A 24,403-nucleotide genomic window follows, 5' to 3' on the forward strand; every position below is an offset into this window, starting at 1 on the left:
CCCCACCTTAGACGGCTGGCTCCTTTCGGTTACCCCACCGGCTTCGGGTGTTACCAACTTTCGTGGTGTGACGGGCGGTGTGTACAAGGCCCGGGAACGTATTCACCGCAGTATGCTGACCTGCGATTACTAGCGATTCCAACTTCACGCAGGCGGGTTGCAGCCTGCGATCCGAACTGAGATCGAGTTTCTGGGGTTTGCTCTGCCTCGCGGCTTCGCTTCCCTCTGTTGTCGACCATTGTAGTACGTGTGTAGCCCAAGACATAAGGGGCATGATGACTTGACGTCATCCCCGCCTTCCTCCAAGTTGTCCTTGGCAGTCTCCCATGAGTCCCCACCATAACGTGCTGGTAACATAGGATAGGGGTTGCGCTCGTTGCGGGACTTAACCCAACATCTCACGACACGAGCTGACGACAGCCATGCACCACCTGTTTTCACGTCCCCGAAGGGAACTGTCTATCTCTAGACATAGCGATCAATGTCAAGCCTTGGTAAGGTTCTTCGCGTTGCGTCGAATTAAACCACATACTCCACCGCTTGTGCGGGCCCCCGTCAATTCCTTTGAGTTTCATCCTTGCGGACGTACTCCCCAGGCGGGGTACTTATTGCGTTAACTCCGGCACAGAAGGGGTCGATACCTCCTACACCTAGTACCCATCGTTTACGGCCAGGACTACCGGGGTATCTAATCCCGTTCGCTACCCTGGCTTTCGCATCTCAGCGTCAGACACAGTCCAGAAAGGCGCCTTCGCCACTGGTGTTCCTCCCAATATCTACGCATTTCACCGCTACACTGGGAATTCCCCTTTCCTCTCCTGCACTCAAGTCTTCCAGTATCCAGAGCCATACGGGGTTGAGCCCCGCATTTTCACTCCGGACTTAAAAAACCGCCTACATGCTCTTTACGCCCAATAATTCCGGACAACGCTCGCCACCTACGTATTACCGCGGCTGCTGGCACGTAGTTAGCCGTGGCTTCCTCGTCTACTACCGTCATTACAAATCATTATTCACAATCTGCACATTCGTCATAGACAACAGAGCTTTACGGGACGAATCCCTTCTTCACTCACGCGGCATTGCTCCGTCAGGCTTTCGCCCATTGCGGAAGATTCCCCACTGCTGCCTCCCGTAGGAGTCTGGGCCGTGTCTCAGTCCCAATGTGGCCGTTCATCCTCTCAGACCGGCTACTGATCATCGCCTTGGTAGGCCGTTACCCCACCAACTAGCTAATCAGACGCAGGCCCATCCTTTAGCGATAGCTTATAAATAGAGGCCATCTTTCACAACTCTTCCATGCGGAAAAGCTGTCACATTCGGTATTAGCACCCCTTTCGGGATGTTGTCCCCAACTAAAGGGCAGGTTGCCTACGCGTTACTCACCCGTTCGCCACTAAGAAAGTTCAACACCCAACCTCCACCAAGTGTTAGTCCATGCTTTGATGGCGTAGTGCAAATCTCGCTCCGTTCGATTTGCACCGCTCACTTCAGCGGTGGATAGCTCGGTGTTGAACTTTCTCCGTTCGACTTGCATGTGTTAGGCATGCCGCCAGCGTTCGTCCTGAGCCAGGATCAAACTCTCCAATAAAGTTTTATTGAAGAACCGATTTGGCTCTTATTATTTTAAATAGGAATTATGATGTTAATAATTGCTCATTATTCAATCGCAATTATTAACTAAGTTCGCACGTGCAATTCTTCGCTTCGTCTTACGACTCGCGAGCGAATTGGTGCTCACTTATGACTTGGTCTCGTTCTTACGAACTCGACCCGCACATTCGCTTTTTTAATAGGTTATTGTTCAGTTTTCAAGGTTCATGGTCTAGCGACCTTGGCACTCGTTTGTTGCCGTATCGCGTCGACTTGTATATATTATCATAACGTTTCTCATGTGTCAACACCTTTTTTGAGTTTTTTATAAAGTTTTTTACACCTTTTAGCAACTTCCTCAAATTGAACAGCAAAATAATATGACAAAAGGCGCTTAAAATGCTATAATGGTATTGTTGTAAAACTTTCCTGTTTTGCATATATTATATGAAGAAGAGGTAGAAAATGTTTAAGGTACTGAAATTTCTGTTCATCAGCGTCATCTGCTTGATGATCATGGGTTGTTCCGTGCTCTATGGCTTCTCAAGCTTTTTTGCACCGACCAACATGGATGAAACGCTCATCCCTGACGCTGCTTCCCAATTTTATGATATTAACGGCAACGCCATTTATACCACACTCTCTGAGGAACGTCGTATTCCGGTAACTATCGATAAGATTCCTAAGCACGTACAGAACGCTTTTATCGCTATTGAAGATAATCGTTTCTACGAGCATGGCGGTATTGACTATCGCGGTACTGCCCGCGCTTTGGTTTCCACTCTCAGCGGTAGCGAGGTTCAGGGCGGTAGCACTATCACTCAACAATTGGCTAAAAACGCATTCCTCACTCAGGAACGCTCCATTGTGCGTAAGATCAAAGAAGCTTTCATCGCTAAAGAATTGGAAAACAAGTATACTAAGGAAGAAATCCTTACCATGTACTTAAACCAAATCTATTTTGGCCAAGGTGCCTATGGCATTGAAAGCGCATCCATGTACTACTTTGGTAAGCATGTCCAAAACTTGAACATTGCTGAAGCTGCTACTTTGGCTGCTATTCCTAAAAGCCCTAACTACTACAATCCTTTCGAGAACCCCAACGAAAGCACTAAGCGCAAAGAACTGGTTATCGACCAAATGGTTAAATATAACTTGATTACTGCTGATGAAGGTGCTAAAGCTAAAGCTTATAAAATGGTCTACAGCACCGCTCACAAGACCAAGAACGACCCTCGTGGATACTTCTTTGACATGATTACCCAAAAAGTTATTGAAGAAGTCGGTGCAGACGCATTGTATAAAGGCGGTTTAAAAATCTATACCACCTTGGACAGTGATATGCAGCGTGCTGCAGAAAACGCTATGCGTCATCTCCCTGCCTACTACACCGATGGCAAAAAGCTTACTCAACCACAAATGGCCTTAGCTGCCGTTGATCCCAAAACCGGTTATGTTAAAGCTATGGTTGGTGGTCGCGGTCAAGATAAATTTAACCGTGCTACCTTGGCAGTCCGTCAACCCGGTTCTGCCTTCAAACCTTTTGTTTATTTGACTGCTATGCAAAATGGGTTCACCCCTGCCAGTGTTATTGAAGATAAAGAGGAAGAGTTTGCTCCCGGTTGGAAACCGCAAAACTCCGATATGAAATGGCACGGCAAGGTTAGCCTGCGCACAGGTATTGTCCGCTCCTTAAACGTGCCTACCATCAAACTGGCTCGCGAAGTTGGCGTGGACAAGATTGTCAGCAACGCAGAAAAAATGGGTATTTCCACTTTGGTTGATTCCGGTGCTTATAGCGATGTAAACCTGGCTATGTCCTTGGGCGGTCTCTCCAAAGGTGTTAATCCTTTGGAAATGGCTTCCGCTTATGGCGTGCTCGCAACCAACGGCATTTACTGCAAACCTATTGCTCTGCTAAAGATTGTTAACCGTGAAGGCAAAGTCCTCTACGAAGCTAAACCTCAATCCAAACGTGTTATTGACGCTGAATCCGCTTACTTAACAACCAATATGTTGCAAGACGTTTTGGTTAGCGGTACTGCAGGCGGCATGGGCATCGGTAGACCTGCGGCAGGCAAAACCGGTACCACCGATACCTTTATCGATGCTTGGTTTGTTGGCTACACTCCTGACCTGTCCACAGCGGTATGGGTTGGCGATGATAACAACAAACCTATGAACCACATGTATGGCAGCATGGCTCCCCTCTCCATTTGGCATGACTTTATGGTCAACGCCTTGGCATCTACTCCGCGCACCGGTTTCTCCAACCCCGGCGTAACCGTTCCTGCCGAGCCTGAAATCAAGCAGGATGAAGAAGACAAGGACAAGGACGGCAAGGACAAAGACAAAAAAGACGATAAAGAGGCTACTGTTAAAGAGGAAGATAACAAAAACCAATCCCCAACAGTTACTAATAAACCCAAAAGCTCCGGTAAGCGTAGCATGAAAGAACGCATTAACGAGATCATGGGCAAGCCTGTTGTTAGCAACAAACCTACCAAAAACTAAAAATTATCGCAGTCTTCCAAGCGAAGGCTGCGATTTTTTTGCAACAAAAAGGCCGGGAACGCCCAGCCTTAGTAACAGTATAAAATTATTTGTCTTTAGCAACGTGAGCCATAACTTCTTCAGTCAGGTCATAACCGCCAAATACCATTGCACCTGCATCGACTACGCTGTTAATGCCATGAAGTTTAGCAACCTCGCCAATAGCTTTGCGGATTGCACTACGAATGGGGTTCAACAGAGAAGCTTCCTTTTTATCTACTTGCGCTGCCAATTTTTCGCCCAGTTCGCGTTTGCCCTTGTCATCCAAGTTAGGAGCTTTAGCTTTAAATTCGTTCTCCGCTTTTTGACGTTCCAAATTAATAACGCTCATAGTAGCTTGAATATCAGGATAGTTACGGAATACGCGCTCTACGTTAACATAACCAACCAAACCGCTTTCGGCAGCAAAAGCATTACCCACGCAGCCTAAAGCCATAACCAGAGCCATAACCAAAGTTACAACATATTTTTTCATCATATAGTACCTCTTTCTATAGAAATAATACAGGTATAATCTTATATCATTTCTTCAAAAATTGCAAATGAAATTTAACTATTCATCGATATCTTTCTCAAGAGCCTCTTTATTAACAATGTAGAAATATCTGCTGCCTATAAAACAAAACTGCCCCGGCCGTAGTCGGGGCTAAAATAAATGCTAGTGGGTCATTTGCCACCAAGCACCGAAAACAACAAATCCAAGAATTCCCATTGTAGCTATAGCATCCATGACTAACTCCTTATCTTCATCAAGCGAAAATGTAGAACAATAAAGAAATGCCCGTAGCTGCGATAGCAGCGTACATAATCTTCCATCCTTTTGCCGCCCAAAAGGTAGTCATCTTTGCCACCTCCTTTCGCTCTCTCTTTACACTTACATAATACAACTTTTAACGATTCACAGTTGAAAACACAAATAGTGTAAACTTTTGTAGAAAATGTGAAACTAAATTATGTCATTTACTAAACTACTTTATAAAAATAATAAAAACCGATACAGACAAGCTTGTCCGTACCGGCTGAATAGATGCAACACAGAATTAACTATGTAGTGGTATAAAATTGTGAACTCGTAAAGCAAAGTTTTATTTATATAGGCTATTTGTTTAATCCTCATAAAAATACACACAAAGCAAAAAAGCCACCGTTACAAGCGGTGACATCTTCGATGCAATGTTTAATAAACAGCTAAAAGCAGAATGCGTAAGCGAATTTTTGAATACTTATAAAAAGTACGACATAATTTTTCTGCAATATCAGCAAAAACACGAAGTTCTTGTTGACAGTTTTCCATCCAAAAGGTATACTTACGCTAAAGGAAGTCGCCTCTCGGTCGCCCCCGTGTTTGTCACGCGGGTACGCTGCCGTAGAAGTGGCTTCTTTCGTTTTGTTAACCCTCTCCACTAGCATTTGCCATTACTTTTTATTTGACAGCTTTCTTAACAACTTCTATAACAATATAGACAGGCTCTCACTGGGGGTATTGCTGTGGATTTTCATCCCTGACAGTGCCGTACTCAGGAGTACCTGTCTATTATTTTGCGAAATATATCTTGCTACGCTTGACTTTTACTAAAGCATTTGCAAGACTACGCCCGTGAGTGTCATCGGATGGCCCTATTTGGAGGGTCACTTGCCAACACTCCAGTAATAAATTATAATTTATAGAACAAGATTTGTTTCATCCCACAAGTTGTAGAGAGCCTTTTGTTTTCTAATCTCTTTTCGTCCGTAGTTAAAGGGGAGGAATTTGTATGAAAAAATTTTGGGATAATATGTCCATGGATACTAAAGCAAGTATTGTCATTTCTGTAACCACAATCCTTTGGATGATGTTCGTTGGAGCTATATCTTACTACTTTTTTTAACAAAAACAAAAAGCTCAAGAGCTTTCGCTCTTGAGCTACTTTTTGCAATGGCAGGGGCACTAGGACTCGAACCCAGATCGACGGTTTTGGAGACCGTTGCTCTACCATTGAACTATGCCCCTATGGAGCGGAAAACGAGATTCGAACTCGCGACCCCCTCCTTGGCAAGGAGGTGCTCTACCACTGAGCTATTTCCGCAAATGGCGACCCGGATGGGACTCGAACCCACGACCTCCGCCGTGACAGGGCGGCATTCTAACCAACTGAACCACCGGGCCATTGTCAGTGCCTGACAGGTATATATATTACCATAAAACAATTACTTTGGCAAGTACTTTTCTCAAAAATTTTAAATTAAATTTTACACTGTTTTAACGTCTGCCAAAAGCCTTATTAATAGGCCCTGCCAACATGGCTGCAGCAGCGCATTTCACAATATCCAGCGGAATAAACGGCACTACACCAATCATAAAGGCTTTATCCCAAGGCAGTTCCGTAAGCAGCTTTAACTGGAGCAGACCAGGAATATAGATCAAGGGAATGCCGACCAAACAGCCCAACAACACGTAGCGCTTGAAGCTGTACTTCTCGCCACGCGCCACTGCCAAAAACACCGCCGTCAGCAAAAAGCCAAAGATGTAGCCACCTGTAGGGCCAAAGAGTTTTCCTGGACCTGCAGTGCCGCCTGTGAAAACAGGCACCCCTGCCAAACCTACCAAAAGATAGGTCGCCATGGTCATAAATGCCTGCTTGGGGCTCAACACGTAGCCTGTCAAGTTCACAATCAACGTCTGCAACGCCAAGGGTGAAAGGGAAAAAGGCAAGGGAATAATGATATAGGCAGAAACGCAGTTCATGGCCACCATCAGCGCCATCTTGGTCATTTCCGCAGTTTTATTAATGCTTCTATTATTAGTCGTCATGTACGCACCATCCTCTGAATAGCAGTTTTTCGTTAACCTACTATGATTAATACATTAACCATTATAAAGCAAGATGGCAGGATAGTCAACCATATAATAAAAGATAGTTAACTATTCCTGCCGCCGCGAAAAATAATCTGCTCGCCAAAGCGTGCTTTTAACTTGTCCGTTACTTCGTTGCGCCGTAAGCGCTTGTCATCGTCTTCAAACCCCAGTCCCACAGGCTTGCCAAAGCCCAATCCCGAAACAGTGATGCCCAAAAGCCGCACGCCCTGCTCTAGACGTACCTGCTGCAGCAAGCGCACAGCCAAAGCATAGATCTCTTCATCACAGGCAATGTCGCTTTCCCCGGAAAGACTACGGCTGATGGTACGAAAATCATTATACTTGAGTTTCAGCGTTACCGTTCTACCGTAGTAGCCTTTGCGTCGCAAACGATAGCCTACCAGCCCGCTAAGCTCTAATAGTTTCTCCCTGCAGGCTTCCGCCCCATGCAGATCCTCGCTAAAGGTAATCTCCCTGCCAATGGATTTAGGCTCGCTTTCAGGCACCACAGGGCGGTCATCCCGCCCCAACGCCAACAGGTGCACCCGCTCTGCATTTTTGCCGAACACCCGTCGCAGGATAGCAATATCCGCCGCTGCCAATTGACCGATGGTAGTGACGCCAAACTGACTTAAAGCATGCTGTGCTGCAGCACCAATGCCAAAGATTTTTGTCACCGGGAAGGGAGCAATGAAGCTTTGCGCCTCTGCGTGCTTGATGACTGTAAAGCCATCGGGCTTGTATAAATCCGATGCCATTTTAGCCAAAAACTTGTTAGGTGCCAAACCTACGGAAGCAGTGAGCCCCACTTCCTGCTTAATGCGCTCTTTGGCTAACAGCCCCACCTTTTCCGGAGTGCCATACAAGCGCTCCATGCCGCTGACATCAAGGAACGCTTCGTCAATGGAAAGCTGTTCCACCAACGGTGAAAGGTCGTGGAAAATGCCCATAATCTGCCTAGACACTTCTGCATAACGCGCCATCCGCACAGGCAGGAAGACAGCGTTGGGACACAGCTTGTGCGCCTGTATCATGGGCATGGCGGAGTGCACGCCAAAACGGCGCGCCTCGTAGGAGCAAGTGGAAACAACGCCACGCATGGACTGACCGCCTACGATAACAGGCAGACCCCGCAGCGCAGGATTGTCCAACACTTCCACAGAAGCAAAGAACGCATCCATATCCACATGCATAATCCATCGCAGCATCGTGTTCCCCCCTTTCTACACCTTCGCCTCTCTTGCAGAAGCAATCATCATCTTATAAAGATAACCCAAGTCAAAGCACCAATTAAAAACAATCCTGCGAAATTATAATAGAGGAAGGTGCGCAAATACGTGCCTGCCTGATAAGGATGCTCTACCACAAACAGCTTATAGGAAATAACGCTTGCCATGGAGGCAATCAAAGTTCCCAAGCCGCCAATATTGACACCTAAAAGCAAAGCGTCCGCCTCATTAGTCAACCCTGCCAACAGCATTGCCGCAGGCACGTTGCTAATCAATTGGCTGGCGCCCAAGCCAGCCAAATAAGTACCTGTTGCCGTACCCAGCAAGGACTGGCGTAACCAGGTTGCCAAACCCGTGTGGCTGATATTGCCGATAAAGACAAAAAAGCCTACGAAAGTCACCAGCAGGCTGTAGTCCACTTCTTTAAACAATTGGCGCTTTACTGCAAGCACCGCCGCCACCGTCACTGCCAAAGCAACGTTCTTATCCAGCCAATGAAGCACTGCCCCAATATTTATGCCCAATAGCAACAGGAAAAGCCCGGTCTGCAACGCAGGGGGCATAGCCATGGGTTGCAAGCTTAATGACAAGGACTTATTGGGACGCCGCCAAATCAGCACGCCCAGATAGAGTAAAGACAACAAGCATGGCAACGCCATAACCTTGAAGAAGGCTGCTGCCGTATAATCAAAATGGGCATATAAGAACAAATTTTGGGGATTACCCGGCGGTGTCAGCATACTACCCAAATTTGCCGCCAAAGTCTGCAGGATAATCACCCGCGCCATGTCCGCCTTAATGGTCCTGCCGATGACTAACGCCAAAGGCACAAATGTAATCAACGCCACATCATTAGTTACGAACATACTGGAAACATAGGTGATGCCTACTAAAGCCAACACAACGCCGCGCATACTTTGGCAGCAGTTCAACAGCTCCACCGCCGCCCAATCTAAAAAGCGTATCTGCTTCAGCCCCGCTACCACCAGCATGAGGCTGAGCAGAATGCTGAGCACGTCAAAATCTATGTATGCAGCCTTGGGCGTGTAGAACAGGCTGCTGCCCGCCGCCAAGGCTACTGCTGCGCACAGCACTGTTTCCCGGCGCACAAAAGCGTAAATCTTCTCCTTCAACTATGGTCTGCCTCCGTTCCCCAATTTGCCTGGGCGCCGCACAACGCTAAGCCATGGACGGACGCCGCCCCTGCCGCCAGCAGTACCCTGGCTGCTTCCGCCATAGTGGTACCAGTGGTATAAATATCGTCGCAAAGCAAAATACGCTTGCCTGCAACTGTATAGCGGGGCGTTATGCCAAAACAGCCTGCCAGTTCCGCCTGGCGCTGCTGCTTATCCAAGGCGAATAAAGGCGCAGTCCTGCGTTCGCGCTGCAAAAGGTCGGCGCAGGCAGTAAGGTCACGCTGCTCCAAAATAGACAAAAACAACTCCGCAGGCACGTCGTAACCACGCTGCTCTTTGCGTTCTTTAGAAGTAGGGATGGTCGCCACAATATCGAACTGGCTGAGCCAACGCAGCTTGGGATTGGGCAGAGCAGCCTCCGCCTCTTCCTGCAGCATTGGCAGTAACTCCCCTGCCCCCTCAAACTTGAGGCGGTGCAGTGCGTCCTTCAAGACACCGTCATATTTATACAGCAAAAGCACACTGCTTAGCACATCCTCCGGCAAGGGCGCAGCCTGCCCTGCCAAATATTCCTCCCGCGGCGTATATTTTAGCTGCCGTTGCAACAAATAGTGCTTGCGGCACTTTTCACACAGCATCCCGTTATCCACATGATAACCGCAGACAGCGCAGGCTCTAGGAAAAATTATCTCCTTGAGAATTTGCAAATAATAACGCAGTTCCCCTGCGAAGCTCATTTAAAAGACCTCCATATCTTCCTGCAAGCGTTCCGCCAGCAGACTGTGGCGCCTGCGGGTCCTGTCGTTTTCTACCGCCGTCAACACGGCACGCTTACTGCCCACGATTAAAACCTGCTCCTTAGCGCGGGTAATGGCAGTATACAGCAAGTTGCGCTGCAGCATAATATAATGACCGGGCACCATCAGCAGAATCACGCAGGCGTACTCGCTGCCTTGGGACTTATGTACGCTCATGGCGTAGGCCAGCTGCAGCTCGTCACATTCCCCTTGGGCGTAGGTGACAAAGTCACCTTCAGGACGTTCCGGAAAAGCTACCGTAACATTTTTGCCGTCCACTGCCACAATGCGCCCGATATCACCATTATACACATCTTTTTCGTAATTATTGCGGGTCTGCATAACCTTGTCCCCCAAGCGCAACACGTTCCCCGGAATATTCACCTCGGGCTTTTTGGCGGAAGGAGGATTGATGTACTGTTGCAACAGTTTATTTAAATTCTGTACGCCGCAGGGACTTTTATGCATGGGCGACAACACCTGCACCCTACGCCAGTCCCCATCGCGGGTCATATCCGCATAGGTACGCGCCACGTATTCCGCAGCTTGGTTTTCATCCACAAATTCCTGCAGGGCAAAGTCGCTACCCACACCGCCTGTAAACTCAGGCATCTGCCCATGATTGATTCTGTGGGCATTGAGGACGATGGGACTGACCTCCGCCTGACGGAAGACATTCTCCAAGCGCACTACGGGCATTTTCCCGGAACGAATCATATCCTTGAGGACGGAGCCCGCCCCAACGGAAGGCAGCTGGTCCACGTCACCTACAAAAATAACACGGCAACCACCGGGAACTGCTTTCAACAAATGATAGGTTAAATTGATATCCAGCATGGACGCTTCGTCCACAATAATCGCTTCTGCATCTAAAGGATCTTCGTCATCTTTGCCAAAGCACAGGTAATCCCCTGTGGGCTGGTACTCCAACAGGCGGTGCACCGTCAGCGCAGGATGCCCTGCGGACTCCGCCAAACGACGGGCAGCACGCCCCGTAGGCGCAGCCAAAAGAATACGGCAGCCTGCCTTTTCCAAAACCCGCAAAATGCCTTTGACAACGGTAGTCTTACCTGTACCGGGACCGCCTGTCAAAACGAAGACACCGTGCTGCAGGCTAGCGTAGACCGCTTCTCGCTGAGCATCCGCCAGCGTAATGCCTGCATCCCGCTCCCAGGCTGCCAAAACATCGTCTGCGTTGACGCGGGTAATGGGCTTGGCCTGGTCGCGCAGGTAGAGCAAACGCCGTGCCGTCTGTACCTCCGCCCGATACAGATACTCAGGATAAATAAAGCGGATACCGCCTACTTCCTCTAGTCTCAGTCTATCTTTAGCTAAAAGGTCAGCAAAAACGTCTTCTACAGGCGCCACGTCCACTGCCAAAGCCCGCGCTGTTTCCTTGATCAGCAGTTCTTCCGGTACGCAGGTGTGACCTGCAGCAGCGGCAGCAGTCAAAGCGTAGCTGATGCCTGCTACAAGGCGTTCAGAGCAATCGTGCTCCATGCCCATTGCCATAGCGATACGGTCCGCAGTCTTGAAGCCGATGCCGGAAATATCGTCCGCCAGGCTATAGGGATTTTCCTTCAACCTTGTCATAGCAGTATTGCCATAGGCAGCCTGCAGCTTGGCAGCGTAGCCGCTGCTGACGCCGTGAGATTCTAAAAACAGCATCAGTTCGCGCATCCCTGCCAGTTCTTGGTAAGCCTCGGCAATTGCCAATGCCTTCTTGGCGCTAATGCCTTTAACCTTTGCCAAAAGCTCCGGACGATTACCAAGGACTTCCAAAGTGTCGCCGCCAAACATTTCCACAATGCGGGAGGCCATCACAGGCCCCACCCCGGGCAAAGCACCGGACGCCAAAAAGCGTTCCATGCCGGCTGCGGAAGTAGGCTGCACCACCTGCAGCGTAGCAGCGTTAAACTGTCTGCCAAAACGGGCGTGCTCCACCCACTCCCCTTCCATAAGGATGTTCTCCCCTAAATAGGGAGCAGGACCGCGATAGACAGTCGTAAATCTGCCCAAGCCTTTATTTTCCACCCGCAGCACGCTGTACATACTGTCGTCGCTTTGGAAAACAATATCATCCACAACGCCTTCTAAACGTTCCATTACGTCACCACCATCTATAGAAAAACTGTTCTTTAAAGTAAAAACGAAAACATATATTTAATTATAACACAGAAAGGCATTCCATGAGCAAATTTCTTTACAAGTGCCTATTTTTTAGCTATAATAGTGTGTGCACTAGTAATGATTGCTATGTTGCAATGGTTACTTCGGAAAAGTGTTGATAATGAATTTAGAGGTGTAACTGTGAGTCAAAAAAACTATTTGGGAAAATTAATCGCTATAGATATGTACAACTGCAACATTGAGGACATTAAAGACCCTAAGATTGCAGAAGATATCCTTGCCAAAGGCTGCCAGGAAACCGGTATGGAATGCCGCCGCATTGAATGTCTCACAGAAGAAGGCAAGGAAGAATACTCCCTGTTTGCACTGTGCAAGCAAGGCCATGTAACTTTGCACATTTATCCGGAAATGGGCTTTATGGTTGCTGATATGTTCAGCTGCTGCGAAGGCTCCCAACCTGCGGAACTGTGCCGCTACCTGCGCCAAGCTTATGATGCTGACAAATCTAAGATTACTTTGTTGGACCGTGGCGATTTCGGCAGCAAAAACGATATGAAGCCCACCCACCGCTCCAAGACCAAGTTAATCCGCCACACTAAGAACGTTACTCAAAATGTTGGCGATAAATTAAAACAAGTAATGCTTAAACCCCGTTCCATCTAAAATGAAAGCTGCCAACATTGGCAGCTTTTTCTATAAGCCTTAAAGGAGGTCCAAACCTATGAAATATTTAATGTGGGATGTTGACGGCACCCTGATTCTGACCGGTGGCGCCGGCAAAGATGCCATGATCAACGTTATTAAAGACTACTATTTTTTAGATGCTTTTGATTTTACTACTTCCCTGGCAGGCCGTACGGATAGCGATATTATTAAAGGCGTAGTTACCCGCCTGCGTGGCTGCTGCAGCACTGCGGAAGCAGCAGGGCTGTTAATCCGCTACCACATGGAACTGCCCAAGCAGCTTCCCCTGCACCAAGGGCGTGTGCTGAAAAACGTGGAGAAGACTTTGCAATATTTCCACCGCCCTGAAAGCAAGTACATGAACTGCCTCTTAACGGGCAATACCCGCACAGGCGCACAGCTGAAGCTGTCCTATTTCGGTCTGGATAAATATTTTTCCTTCGACCACAGCGTCTTTGGAGAAATCAGCGAAAGCAGGCAGGAATTGGCACGGATCGCCTTCTCCCGCTTGTTTTTGGAAAACAATCAAAGCTTCACTCCCGATAAAATGATTTTTATTGGCGACACCCCCAACGATGTAGCCTGCGCCAACGCCATTGGTGCCCGCTGCCTTATTGTCCGCGACGGTTCCTTCCACAAAGAAGAAGATTTTGCCGAAGTAAAGCCTTGGAAGATTATCGACTGCCTGCCTGATGATCCTGCCGAGCTGGAAAAAATGTTGGACGAGGAATAAGCATGATGAAGAAACTTACTTTGTTAACACTGGCCTGCGCTTTGGGCTTGACTATGCAGGCTGCGGCTTACAGCAACAGTGATTTGGCAGCGGTGCAGAACGGTGGCAGCTGTCCCGGTGGCGATTTGTCCGGTGCGGATTTGGCAGGTATGGACTTATCCGGCAGAAACTTTGCCGGTGCAGACTTTACGGAAGCACGCCTGTCCGGTGCCAATCTGGATAAAGCCCAACTGCAGGGAGCAAAGTTCCGTAGCGCCCTTGTAGTCAAAACCAGCTTCCGCAATGCAGAGCTGGCAGATTGCGACTTTACCTACGCTGCAGCAGGGGAAGCAGATTTTACTAACGCCAACTTGCAGAGCAGCCAGTTCTTCCGCAGCCGCTTACAAAAAGCAAAACTGCTCAACGCCAATCTGCAGCACGTCCAAATTCAAGAAGCGGTATGGGATGGTGTCCAAGGCGATTACGCGGACTTTAGCTATGCATCCCTCCCCTACAGCTGGCTGCGTGGCGCCAGTCTGAAGAACGCCACTTTCTACGGTGCCAACATGTACAACATCCACCTGCAGAAAGCAGATCTGACTGAAGCTGACCTGCGTAGTGCCAAGCTGGGCAAAGGCGATTTGAGCCAAAGCAAGCTGAACAAGGCGCTGTTCGACAGAGCCATGCTGGACGAAGCGGACCTGCGGGGTGCGGAGATGGAATACACCCGCTTTGGTACTGCCTTTAAAGAGAACGCCAAAATAGATAAATAACGCGATAAACAGAAAGGACAGCCTGCAAGTGCAAGCTGTCCTATTCTTATTTTACAGACCTAATCTCCACATTCCGGAGTACCCTACACGGGTTACTTCCAAGCCTTTGATACCAATCAAAAGTTTAGTAACTTCCGGACGTTCTGCCTTAGGAGTGCCTTTTTCGTAAGGCTCTTGGCACTGGTATACGAACCAGCGGTCTACTTCCAAGTTATCATCTTGATTGAGACGGTTCCAATGGATGAACTGAGGCTCACCGTAGAGCTCAATCAATTTCTCAAAACTGTCGCCCACTGCCAATCCTTTGGAGGTAGCAACGTCAGTGCGTTTGGTCACCATGCGTTCTATAGGTGCTGCTTGGTCAGGAGCTACTTCGCCACGCATCCACAGTTCGCCTTGGGTATAGAAAGCATGGGTCATAATGATTTCGCTGTCCTTATCATCGGGAACCTTATGCACGTAGCGAACTTCCACCAATGCGCCCAAATCTTTGGCAGCATCGTTAATGGTCATAGTAGCGCCATTATTAACTACGCTATTAGTAATAACAATATCTTGCTGGCTAAATAATTGGATATCTTTTTGGTATGCCTGCTCTGCAAAAGCACTGCCTGCCATCAAGCTTAAAGCTAAAGCCAAACCTGCAACTAAAGTCTTTTTCATATCCCTGCACCTCTTTCTTAGAATTCCCAACGGAAGCCGGCTTCAATGCGGTAAGGCATTTCTACGCTAGCTTTAAAGTTTTTCTCTGCATCAAGATAGAAGTCGCAGTTGTTGCCCATGTCAACGTTAGCACCGATACCTACTACGTACCAAGTGTCTTTGAAATCGGCACCGGAGTAGAAACGGTCACTGCCCAGATACAGGTTGTTGTCGCCGCCATCTAGGAATTCATGCATTACAAATGCTTTTGCATAGTAACGATGCGGATATTTGCGTTCGCTTTCCAGTTCTTTGCTAATAATAAAGCCTGCACGACCAACTAAGCTATCAGCGTTATCTTGTTCTACGCGGATGCCTTTATTAGTGGTATAGGAGTCGCCCCATACATAGCTGTAGGTCAATTGTGCTTGGGGTTCGATGAACCAGTTATCTTCGTTGAGTTTTTTCTTGCGACCATATTCTGCGCTTACGCTGCTTGCCCAGTTATCGAATTCGCCATGATCGCCATAAACGGTGTCATATTCGGAATCGATGCGGCCAACGCGGACTACGAAATCCCAATAATGGTCATGTTTGCGGATATTGGTTGCATAGAGGGACAGATCGGTGTAGTTGTTGGTACCGTCGCCACTGCCGAAGCTGGTGTCTGCCCAAGTGTGGCCGATTGCGATGCCTTTGCGCCAAGTGCCGCTACCGTCTTTTTGTACGTCTTTACGGTCGTAGCCTACTTGGATAGTTTTAGCGTGGGTATTGAAGCCCATGCTTCTGTCGTCTTCCAACTTCTTGCCAATAGCGCGAGCCCATACGCCGCCTTCGTCATCGCTAAAGCGTACTTCGCCCAAGCGTTTCAGCAAAGTATCGTCATCACGCCACAGTGCGAATGCTGCGTTGTAGGATTTAACAGGAGTTTCACCGTTGGGGTTAACAGCGCCATTATCAAGAGTAATGAACCAATCGTTCAGATTGTCATTATTCTTATTATCGGATTTTACTTTGAATTCGTAATCATACAAACCGGATTCGTTGGCTTGAGTAACAGTTGCACCTTGACCAAAGCTCATGGTACCTTTTTCGTTGACTTCTGCGAAATACAGCTTGTCGCCTTTATGCATAGCGCCTAAATTATCGTCATTGTTTTCGAACTCAATAGTGTATTCGCCATCATTAGTGCCGAATACTTTGATAAAGTCGCTTTCTTTGCCGCTTTCGTAGACGCCAACTTCATTGCCAAGATATTTCAAATCCATCTTGAACACGCCGCCATCACCGGTCATAGCCTTATCGACAGTCAATACACGTGCATTTTTCCCATCTTTACGCTCCGTCATATCGATGACACTGTTCTTGAAAGTCAAATCGGTAACATTACTGTCGCCAGTCATATACCAAGTAGAACCATTGGTGAAGTCAAGGTCGGTAAGAGACTTGTCACCATTTTCATCAGCATAGGATGTCAAAACTCTACCATATAAGAAAGAATCTTTTGTATGGTAATCAACCGTAGCAGAACCGCCCGTAGATGCAAGTACGTCACCAATTACTTTTGTATCATTTTGGGAAGTCACTTTAATAACACTTTGCTTTCTCGCATCAATTGCTTTGTTAGAAGCAGTAATATAGTTATTGATAGCGTCCAAAGAAATTTTCGCCTCGCCAACATCATCATTTCTGCCCACGATACCATTCGTGCCCGTTACAGTGATATTGCCCTTCAAAGCTTCTATCTTAACATTATCTTTGCTACTAGCTTGAATAACAGCATTTTTACCATATTCATGCTCCGTCAAAGCAGAAAGATTTATGTCTCCATTATCAGAAATAATTTTTAAATTGTTTCCATTGCCAGATATAGCAGAAACAGCCCAATAACCTCTTGCAGTTATATCTATATCGTTTCCTGCATGAACAGACAACAATCCGTTATCACCATTATTGGAAACGCCAGAATAGCCATTGGTTTTTATGTAGTCCTTGGCATCAATAATCATATTGTTGTTTTTACCAATCTGAATTATGAATGCAGCACTACCAGCCTTAACATCTATTGCCCCTGCGTTAACAGTAACATTACTATTATCGCCAACTTCGCCACTTAGGATTATACCATTTTTACCAGCTTCAATATAGAGATTTTTTTCAACATCGACATCTATTTTCCCTTTACCATAACCTGCATAAATCTCTAAGCCATTAGTCCAGGCAGCATCCTTAGCAATAACACTTAAATTCTTTGCTGCAAGAGAACTTTGTGAATAAGTTCCTGGATCATGAGCCGCTAAAACAATACCTGTTTTACCAGTAAAGTCTAAAACTACATCACCATTACTTTCAATTTTAGGACCATACATGTTGACCCCTTGGATAGTAAGAGAAGAGCCATTTTCCACTTTAATATTGTAACTATAATCAGGCTCGGTACCTCCATTAATTCTAGGAAGTTGATCAGCCGAAGTAATAACTGTATTAGTATCAATAGTTACTACAGGAGCTTCCGCTGCATTCGCAACGTTATACCCCCCCCACACCGATAGCGGTAGCGGTAAGAATGCTTAAGGTTATCGCTTTCATTAAATCTTTCTTCATAACACCATACCCCTTTCTGATAATGGTCCTGCACTACATTTTGTACAGCTATAGAAAAACAAATCCATGAAATATTTCACATGTGTAAACACATGCAAGATTTTTGTTTTTCTTATTGGTATAATTATACCTGAATTTTGAGATAAATTGTAGGCCGTAAGCCCGCCAACGGTGGCGGAACTCCGCCAATATACCCCTTGGCGCGATTACGGCCACGAAAAAGCGGACACATGCAACAAAATCCTGTAACTAATTTTACAAGTAGAGAAGGACAGCCTGCAAACGCAAGCTGTCCTTTAACATTTACTATATAATTTTAAACCTTACCTTCGTAAGTCAAAGCGGATGCCTTGGGTAACGTAACAAGGAGCCTTCATGCCAAACTTGTCCTTAGCAGGAGTAAAGCGCCACTTGTAAACCGCATCCAAAGCTGCTTGGTCCAAATCACCATTACCGGAAGAACGCACCACAAAGGCTTCCTGCACCCTGCCATCAGCGCCAACCAGCATCTTTACACCGGTCACACCTTCGATACCCTTGCTACGTGCGGAAGAAGGATAACGAGGCTGCACAGCGGACGCTACACGAGGCGGAGTTACAGGCACGCCTCTACCGTCGCCTACGCCATCACCGGTGCCTGAGCCACTACCTGAACCGCTACCTGTTCCCTCACCGGAACCTTCTCCGGTACCATCCCCGGAGCTGCTGCTATTGCTAGGCGCAGCGCTGGCATTGGAATTAGGATTAGTAGCCTTCTGCTGCTTCTTCAGCACAACCTTCTTGGTTTCCGGCTTCAATTTCTTATCAATAATATCATCAATACTGCGGACGATGCTGTTATCTTCCACCTCTTCTACCTGTTCCTGTGGTGCACCACCACCGCCACCAGCCAAGGTGACCTCCAGAATCTGCGGCGGGCGGGTAACGAAACGCAACCCCAATACGCCAACAATAACAGCGGCAACAAGATGGACGCCCACAGCTACAGCAAAGCCCGTGCTTAAACGGCGTTTCTCTTCATTCATTTGCTTTCACCTACATCCGTAGCCAAGCCAAAGCGAGTTACGCCTGCGCCCTTCATCTTATCCATCAGCTGAATAACGGACTTGTAATCAGCATCGCCTTCAGCACGAATAATTACAGAGAAAGAGGAATCACGCTTAGCCTCGGTCCCTGCATTAGCAACCAATTGTTCCAACTCGATGGGAGTTTCATCCAAATAGATAGAACCATCCTTCTTAATAGTAACGTTAAAGTTGCTCTTGCTAACAGTTTCGCTGTGCTGCGCTACCGGCAGGCGAATAGGAATAGTCTTAACCTCACTCATATACATGGTGCTGATGATAAAGAATACCAACAGCAGGAAAATCATGTCGATCATAGGACTCAACATAATCTCCGGACGGACGATGGGTTTTCTACGACGTGCTCTACGCATCTTCCCCACCCCTTACTGCTTCTCGATTTTTTCGTACATATCGTTCTTCGCTTGTACGATGTCGCTCAAAGTGGTAGCCAGTTCGTACAGGTTCAAAGTTTCGGTTTTAATCTTGCCTGCCAAATACGCATGGATGCACATACCCATAATGGCAATGCACAGGCCGAATACAGTGGTAATCAACGCTTCACCGATACCGGAAGTAACAGCCATGGGGTTTTGGGTTCTTTCGTTCAAAGCATTAAAGGATGAAATCATACCGGTGATGGTACCCAAAAGGCCCAGCATAGGTGCCAAGCCGATAATTACGCCCAAATAGTCCAGTTTGTTTTCCAAAGCGTCAATAACACGGTCAACTTTGGCATAAACAAAAGATTCCAAACGGGAACCCATATCTTCTTCCATATTCAGGATCTCATGGCACATTTGAGCGCCTTCACCTTGGGATTTAGTAGCCAAATCATCAGCAGCAACCAAATTGAAATCGTTCATTAAGCGCACAAAAGTAACGGTAAATTCCGTACCGCTCATGGCCTTCTTAAAATACAGATAACGCTCCACGCCAATAGCGATTGCACCAATAGAGCACAACAGCAACGGCCACATACAGGGACCGCCTTTTACAAAATAATCAAGAGCACCACCAAAAATATTCATTACTTAACCTTCTTTCATATACCTTGCACAGATACGTCGCTTGTTAGGAAAATATGCAACGCTTTCTCCAAGCCTTATTGAGAAATAGTGCTAATAACCATTGCAAATATTATACAACTTTCACGGCAACCCGTCAAGATATAGGCATTTTTCTCAAGTAAAATTTTTACTTACGCAGAAAAAAACTGCCAAACTGCGGTCAATCGCCACAGCTTGGCAGTAATTAATTACGTAGAAAAAATTAACGCATATTGATGAATTGCAGGTCTACACCGAAGTCCCCTGCCTTCAGCATTTGGATAACAGCCTGCAGATCGTCCTTCTTGGCACCTGCTACACGCACTTGGTCGTCTTGGATTTGCGCAGTAACCTTCAGCTTGGTTGCTTTAATAGCTGCTACAATCTTTTTGCCGTTTTCTTTGGAAATACCTTGCTGGATTTCCAATTGTTGGCGTACAGTGCCCTTTGCAGCGGGCTCGATCTTACCGGGAACCAGGCAGCGCAGAGGAATACCGCGTTTAGCCATTTTTTGGCGCAGCATATCTAAAATTGCGCCCAGCTTGTATTCGTCTTCGGCAGCAACCTTTACTTCTTTTTCGCCCAATTCGATGGTAGCATTGCTGCCACGGAAATCGTAGCGTTGGTCAATTTCTTTTTTTACTTGGTTAACAGCGTTATCCATTTCCTGCATGTCAACCTGGGATACAACGTCAAAGGAACTATCTTTTGCCATGTTTGGTACCTCACTTCAAGTTATTTGTAATATTTTATCATATACACGTAGCAATGGCAACTGAGTTTTATTTGTGCTGGGGTTTGGGTGCCTGCTTCCCATGCATATAGGCGTGTTCTTCCGCCAGTTCCTGCTGCAATTGTACAGCGTTCCACGCCGCATTAGTAGGCGTCAGCATAGCCTTCAAAGCCACCTGCTGCAGCTTGCCTTTTTTAATAGCTACTAATAGCCGGTCCAGCTCCGGACGGGTCAGACCGCACATTATCAGCATTTCCTCCGCAGCTTCTGCACCGCTGTAGACTTCCTCCACAGGCGCTACACCCGGAACGCCGGCAATAGCGCCCAAAGGCTGCAGCATTGCTTCCCTAGGCACAGCCTTAAGCTGTACTTTCAACAGCATGCAGGCCAGCTTCAGCGCAGCCAAACGCTCTGCTGTAAAATTATATGCTAAAATTTGTTTTTGCATTGCTTATCTCCTATTAACCTTTATTTTTACGCCCCGTATCCTGCCCGTGGCCGCTGGGGATATAGTAGCGCTTACCCACCAGCTCGTCCGGCAGGTATTGCTGCTCCACCCAGCCTCCCGGATAGCTGTGGGGATATTTATATTCAAGACCATGTCCCAAAGCCTTAGCACCGGGATAGTGGGCATCACGCAAGTGTTTGGGTACACTGCCGCAGTTGGCGCGGCGTACGTCCGCTAAAGCGCTGTCAATGCCCATATAGGCGGTATTGCTCTTGGGAGCATTGGCGATATAGCACACTGCCTCCGCCAAGGGAATGCGTGCTTCCGGCAGACCGACGAAATCTGCAGCCTGGGCTGCGGCGTTGGCAACTACCAGCGCTTGCGGGTCCGCCAAGCCCACATCTTCTGCCGCACAAATCACAATACGACGGGCAATAAAGCGTAAGTCTTCGCCACCTTCAATCATTCTGGCTAGATAATGCAATGCTGCATCTGCATCGCTGCCGCGCATACTTTTGATAAAAGCGGAAACAATATCATAATGCTGATCGCCCTTTTTATCATAACGCTGCATAGCATTACCAATGACGCTGCGGAGAACTCCCGTAGTCAAGCGTCGCTCCCCTTCTCCCGCCAGCGGCAGCATAAACTCCGCCTGTTCCAGTAAATTCAAAGCACCGCGGGCATCACCTGCGGCAAAGTCGCCGATAATCTCTAGTGCTTCTGCATCAGCAGTAAAGCTGTTGCCATAGCCCCGCTCAGGGTCCGCAATAGCGCGCTGCAGTATTTGCACAATGTGCTGGGGCTGCAGCTTTTCTAAGCGGATAACCTTCATCCTAGAAAGCAAAGGTGAATTGATTTCAAAAAAAGGATTTTCCGTAGTGGCGCCAATGAGGACGATGGTGCCGTTTTCCACGTAGGGCAGCAGCACGTCCTGCTGGGCTTTATTAAAACGGTGGATTTCGTCGATAAAGACAATGGTACGCCCCATGCCCCGCCGTTGGTTTTCCTGAGCCTTAGCAATCAGCTTACGCAGTTCGGGTACGCCGCTGGAAACAGCGTTAATGGACACAAACTGTTCCCCTGTAGTATGGGCGATAACCTGGGCGAGAGTTGTCTTGCCAGTACCGGGTGGGCCGTAGAATAGAATGGACTGCAGCATATCGCGCTCAATCATCCTGCGCAGGGGGCTGGTTCTGCCCACTGCCTTTTCCTGCCCTACAAAGTCTTCCAACCGTGCAGGACGCATACGGTCTGCCAAAGGCGTCTGCTGTTTTTCTTCCACCGCAAAAAGATTACCGAATAAATCTTCCATAGTAAATAATCCTCAAAAAAATTAATCCCCACAATGCCGTCCAGCTCCATGTTTTGAACCTGCATGTGCAGGTGGGTGCCTTCCCTTCAATCGCAAAAGTCCACTCAAGGAGGCTGGATTTTGAAAGAAGGAGATATCAGGCTCCCTAGGTCAGAGTGTTGGCTCAAAACCTGTGGAGCAATGTAACGAACATCGCAGGGGTATAATTCTCACTTATATACTTTGTTGCCGAATTATCTCGACATACATATAATACCAAAAACGGAAGCGTTTTTCAACGCTTCCGCCTTATTTTTTGAAAAATTATTTATTTTATTTGTTTTCCTTCTTCATGAGCAAAGAAGTTTTGATGTGCAGCTCGCGCAATTGTTTTTCGTCAACATCGTTAGGAGCTTGGGTCATCAAGTCAGATGCACTCTGAGTTTTCGGAAAAGCAATTACGTCACGGATGGAATCGCGTTGAGCCATAATCATGATCAAGCGGTCCAGACCGAATGCCAGGCCACCATGGGGCGGAGCACCGTATTCAAATGCATTCATCATGAAGCCAAACTTCTCTTGTGCTTCTTCGTCGGACAGGCCGATCGCTTTGAAGATTGCTTTTTGTACGTCACGACGATGGATACGGATGGAGCCGCCGCCGATTTCGGTGCCGTTAAGTACCATATCGTATGCTTTTGCATATACTTTGCCCGGATCGGTTTCCAGCAAGGGCAGGTCTTCGTCGCGAGGAGAGGTGAACGGATGGTGCATAGCAACATAACGTTTTTCTTCTTCATCGTATTCGAACATGGGGAAGTCTACTACCCAAGTGAATGCCAATTCGTTGGGGTCAATCAGGCCACGGCGTTTTGCCATTTCGATACGCAGTGCGCCCAAGGAAGCAGCAACTACGGAAGGTTTATCAGCAACGAAGAGCAGCAAGTCGCCTGCTTCAACTTCAGCAGCAGCTTTGATAGCTTCGATGTTTTCGTCGCTGAAGAATTTAGCGATGGAGGATTTTACGCCGCCCTCTGCGGGGAATTGCAGCCATGCCATGCCTTTTGCACCGTAAATGCCACAGAATTTAACCAGTTCGTCCAGTTGACGACGAGGAATATCTGCATAGCCTTTTACGTTGATGCATTTTACTTGGCCGCCGTTGGCGATAACGTTGTTGAATACTTGGAAGGTGCAGCCTTTTACAGCTTCGCTAACGTTCTTCAGTTCCATACCGAAACGCAGGTCCGGTTTGTCGCTGCCGAAACGGTCCATAGCATCGTCCCAAGTCAGACGTTGGAAAGGAATCTTGATTTCTTTGCCCAAAGCGCCTTTGAAGATGTGGTAGATCAAGCCTTCCATCAATTCCAGGATTTCGTCAACTTCCATGAAGGACATTTCCATATCCAGCTGGGTGAATTCCGGTTGACGGTCTGCACGCAGGTCTTCATCACGGAAGCAACGGGCGATTTGGAAATAACGTTCCATGCCTGCAACCATCAGCAATTGTTTGAAGATTTGCGGAGATTGGGGCAAAGCGTAGAATTTGCCGGGGTTTACACGGCTGGGAACCAAATAGTCACGTGCGCCTTCCGGAGTGGATTTGCACAGCATGGGGGTTTCGATTTCCAGGAAGTTATGTTCGTCCAAATAGTCGCGCATCAGCTTAGCAACTTTATGACGCAGGATCAGGTTGCGTTGCATTTCCGGACGACGGAGGTCCAGATAACGATATTTCAGACGCAGGTTTTCATCGGTATCGATACCGTCTTTAATGTAGAACGGAGGAGTTTTAGCCTTATTCAGAACTTCGATTTCGCTAGCCAATACTTCAATGGTACCGGTAGCAATGTTTTCGTTAATGGTGTCCTCGTCGCGCAGGCGAACTTTGCCGGCTACCTTAATAACGAATTCGTTACGGATATCCTCTGCAGTTTTAAAGCTGCTGCCAGCGCTGTCCGGGTCGGCAACAACTTGCACAATACCGCTGCGGTCACGCAGGTCGATGAAGATCAATCCGCCATGGTCACGGCGTTTGGATACCCAGCCACACAGTACAACCGCTTGGCCGTCGTTGGCTTTGCCCAGCTCACCGCAATGGTGGCTGCGTTTTTCTTGAATCATGT

The 24,403-nt window shown here is 47.5% G+C and carries 19 protein-coding genes, 3 tRNA genes, 1 rRNA gene and 1 other RNA gene; 4 read left to right on the forward strand and 20 right to left on the reverse strand.

Annotated elements, in window-relative coordinates; translation table 11 throughout:
* Positions 1 to 1,591, reverse strand: a 16S ribosomal RNA gene (locus ACJMM4_RS07475); the annotation flags it as partial.
* A 467-nt stretch (positions 1,592 to 2,058) separates the two neighbouring features.
* Here ACJMM4_RS07475 and ACJMM4_RS07480 point away from each other — a divergent pair.
* The gene (locus ACJMM4_RS07480) at positions 2,059 to 4,107 is read left to right on the forward strand and encodes a transglycosylase domain-containing protein (protein ID WP_405381023.1); all 2,049 of its coding nucleotides are present in this window, start codon (positions 2,059 to 2,061) and stop codon (positions 4,105 to 4,107) included.
* Between the two features lie 85 nt (positions 4,108 to 4,192).
* Here ACJMM4_RS07480 and ACJMM4_RS07485 read toward each other — a convergent pair whose 3' ends face one another.
* From ACJMM4_RS07485 to ACJMM4_RS07525, 9 genes are all read right to left on the reverse strand, one after another.
* Positions 4,193 to 4,624: an OmpH family outer membrane protein gene (locus ACJMM4_RS07485; RefSeq protein WP_405383807.1), complete on the reverse strand. Its 432-nt coding sequence runs from the start codon at positions 4,622 to 4,624 to the stop codon at positions 4,193 to 4,195.
* Between the two features lie 1,438 nt (positions 4,625 to 6,062).
* Positions 6,063 to 6,136 (reverse strand) — tRNA-Trp (locus ACJMM4_RS07490).
* A gap of 1 nt (position 6,137) precedes the next feature.
* Positions 6,138 to 6,212: transfer RNA gene (locus ACJMM4_RS07495), tRNA-Gly, on the reverse strand.
* Positions 6,213 to 6,215: 3 nt separating this feature from the next.
* Positions 6,216 to 6,292: transfer RNA gene (locus ACJMM4_RS07500), tRNA-Asp, on the reverse strand.
* 93 nt (positions 6,293 to 6,385) lie between these two features.
* Positions 6,386 to 6,937 (reverse strand): biotin transporter BioY, encoded by a 552-nt coding sequence (locus ACJMM4_RS07505; RefSeq protein ID WP_405383809.1) that lies wholly within the window; start codon positions 6,935 to 6,937, stop codon positions 6,386 to 6,388.
* Positions 6,938 to 7,044: 107 nt separating this feature from the next.
* Positions 7,045 to 8,190, reverse strand: coding sequence for a DNA polymerase IV (locus ACJMM4_RS07510; RefSeq protein WP_405383811.1), 1,146 nt, complete (start codon positions 8,188 to 8,190; stop codon positions 7,045 to 7,047).
* A 47-nt stretch (positions 8,191 to 8,237) separates the two neighbouring features.
* Positions 8,238 to 9,344, reverse strand: a complete 1,107-nt coding sequence (locus ACJMM4_RS07515) for an SLC13 family permease (protein WP_405383813.1) — start codon at positions 9,342 to 9,344, stop codon at positions 8,238 to 8,240.
* The gene (locus tag ACJMM4_RS07520; protein WP_405383815.1) at positions 9,341 to 10,084 is read right to left on the reverse strand and encodes a ComF family protein; all 744 of its coding nucleotides are present in this window, start codon (positions 10,082 to 10,084) and stop codon (positions 9,341 to 9,343) included. Before ACJMM4_RS07520 ends, ACJMM4_RS07515 begins: the two co-directional genes overlap by 4 nt.
* On the reverse strand, positions 10,085 to 12,250 hold the full coding sequence (locus ACJMM4_RS07525) for an ATP-dependent RecD-like DNA helicase (RefSeq protein ID WP_405383817.1): 2,166 nt from the start codon (positions 12,248 to 12,250) through the stop codon (positions 10,085 to 10,087). It lies immediately after the preceding gene.
* 204 nt (positions 12,251 to 12,454) lie between these two features.
* Between ACJMM4_RS07525 and ACJMM4_RS07530 the strand changes: the two genes are divergently transcribed.
* Genes ACJMM4_RS07530 through ACJMM4_RS07540 form a run of 3 tightly spaced genes read left to right on the forward strand, consistent with a single transcriptional unit; the run spans position 12,455 to position 14,443 of the window.
* Positions 12,455 to 12,937, forward strand: a complete 483-nt coding sequence (locus ACJMM4_RS07530) for an S-adenosylmethionine decarboxylase family protein (RefSeq protein ID WP_405383819.1) — start codon at positions 12,455 to 12,457, stop codon at positions 12,935 to 12,937.
* 58 nt (positions 12,938 to 12,995) lie between these two features.
* Positions 12,996 to 13,691, forward strand: a complete 696-nt coding sequence (locus ACJMM4_RS07535) for an HAD family hydrolase (RefSeq protein WP_405383821.1) — start codon at positions 12,996 to 12,998, stop codon at positions 13,689 to 13,691.
* Between the two features lie 2 nt (positions 13,692 to 13,693).
* Positions 13,694 to 14,443, forward strand: a complete 750-nt coding sequence (locus ACJMM4_RS07540; RefSeq protein WP_405383823.1) for a pentapeptide repeat-containing protein — start codon at positions 13,694 to 13,696, stop codon at positions 14,441 to 14,443.
* Between the two features lie 51 nt (positions 14,444 to 14,494).
* Here the strand turns inward: ACJMM4_RS07540 and ACJMM4_RS07545 are convergent, their stop codons facing one another.
* From ACJMM4_RS07545 to aspS, 10 genes are all read right to left on the reverse strand, one after another.
* Positions 14,495 to 15,106, reverse strand: coding sequence for a hypothetical protein (locus ACJMM4_RS07545; protein WP_405383825.1), 612 nt, complete (start codon positions 15,104 to 15,106; stop codon positions 14,495 to 14,497).
* Positions 15,107 to 15,123: 17 nt separating this feature from the next.
* A complete protein-coding gene (locus tag ACJMM4_RS07550; RefSeq protein WP_405383827.1) occupies positions 15,124 to 17,454 on the reverse strand; it encodes an autotransporter outer membrane beta-barrel domain-containing protein in 2,331 nt (776 codons plus the stop codon).
* 558 nt (positions 17,455 to 18,012) lie between these two features.
* Positions 18,013 to 18,714, reverse strand: coding sequence for an energy transducer TonB (locus ACJMM4_RS07555; protein WP_405383829.1), 702 nt, complete (start codon positions 18,712 to 18,714; stop codon positions 18,013 to 18,015).
* Complete coding sequence (locus tag ACJMM4_RS07560) at positions 18,711 to 19,127, reverse strand: ExbD/TolR family protein (RefSeq protein ID WP_405379204.1); 417 nt, start codon at positions 19,125 to 19,127, stop codon at positions 18,711 to 18,713. The genes ACJMM4_RS07555 and ACJMM4_RS07560 overlap by 4 nt, the downstream gene beginning before the upstream one ends.
* 12 nt (positions 19,128 to 19,139) lie before the next feature.
* Complete coding sequence (locus ACJMM4_RS07565; RefSeq protein ID WP_405379202.1) at positions 19,140 to 19,784, reverse strand: MotA/TolQ/ExbB proton channel family protein; 645 nt, start codon at positions 19,782 to 19,784, stop codon at positions 19,140 to 19,142.
* A 241-nt stretch (positions 19,785 to 20,025) separates the two neighbouring features.
* Entirely contained in the window at positions 20,026 to 20,517 is a 492-nt protein-coding gene (locus tag ACJMM4_RS07570; RefSeq protein ID WP_405383831.1) for a YajQ family cyclic di-GMP-binding protein, read from the reverse strand.
* 67 nt (positions 20,518 to 20,584) lie between these two features.
* Positions 20,585 to 20,983 (reverse strand): DUF3783 domain-containing protein, encoded by a 399-nt coding sequence (locus ACJMM4_RS07575; protein WP_405379607.1) that lies wholly within the window; start codon positions 20,981 to 20,983, stop codon positions 20,585 to 20,587.
* A 13-nt stretch (positions 20,984 to 20,996) separates the two neighbouring features.
* Positions 20,997 to 22,298 carry a replication-associated recombination protein A gene (locus tag ACJMM4_RS07580; protein ID WP_405383833.1) on the reverse strand — a complete coding sequence of 434 codons (1,302 nt, stop codon included), beginning with the start codon at positions 22,296 to 22,298 and terminating at the stop codon, positions 20,997 to 20,999.
* A 21-nt stretch (positions 22,299 to 22,319) separates the two neighbouring features.
* Positions 22,320 to 22,502: non-coding RNA, 6S RNA (gene ssrS / locus ACJMM4_RS07585), on the reverse strand.
* Positions 22,503 to 22,610: 108 nt separating this feature from the next.
* Positions 22,611 to 24,401: an aspartate--tRNA ligase gene (aspS, locus tag ACJMM4_RS07590; RefSeq protein WP_405383835.1), complete on the reverse strand. Its 1,791-nt coding sequence runs from the start codon at positions 24,399 to 24,401 to the stop codon at positions 22,611 to 22,613.
* Positions 24,402 to 24,403 lie beyond the last annotated feature (2 nt).

The sequence above is a fragment of the Phascolarctobacterium sp. genome, assembly GCF_045124115.1.
Lineage (GTDB): Bacteria > Bacillota > Negativicutes > Acidaminococcales > Acidaminococcaceae > Phascolarctobacterium_A.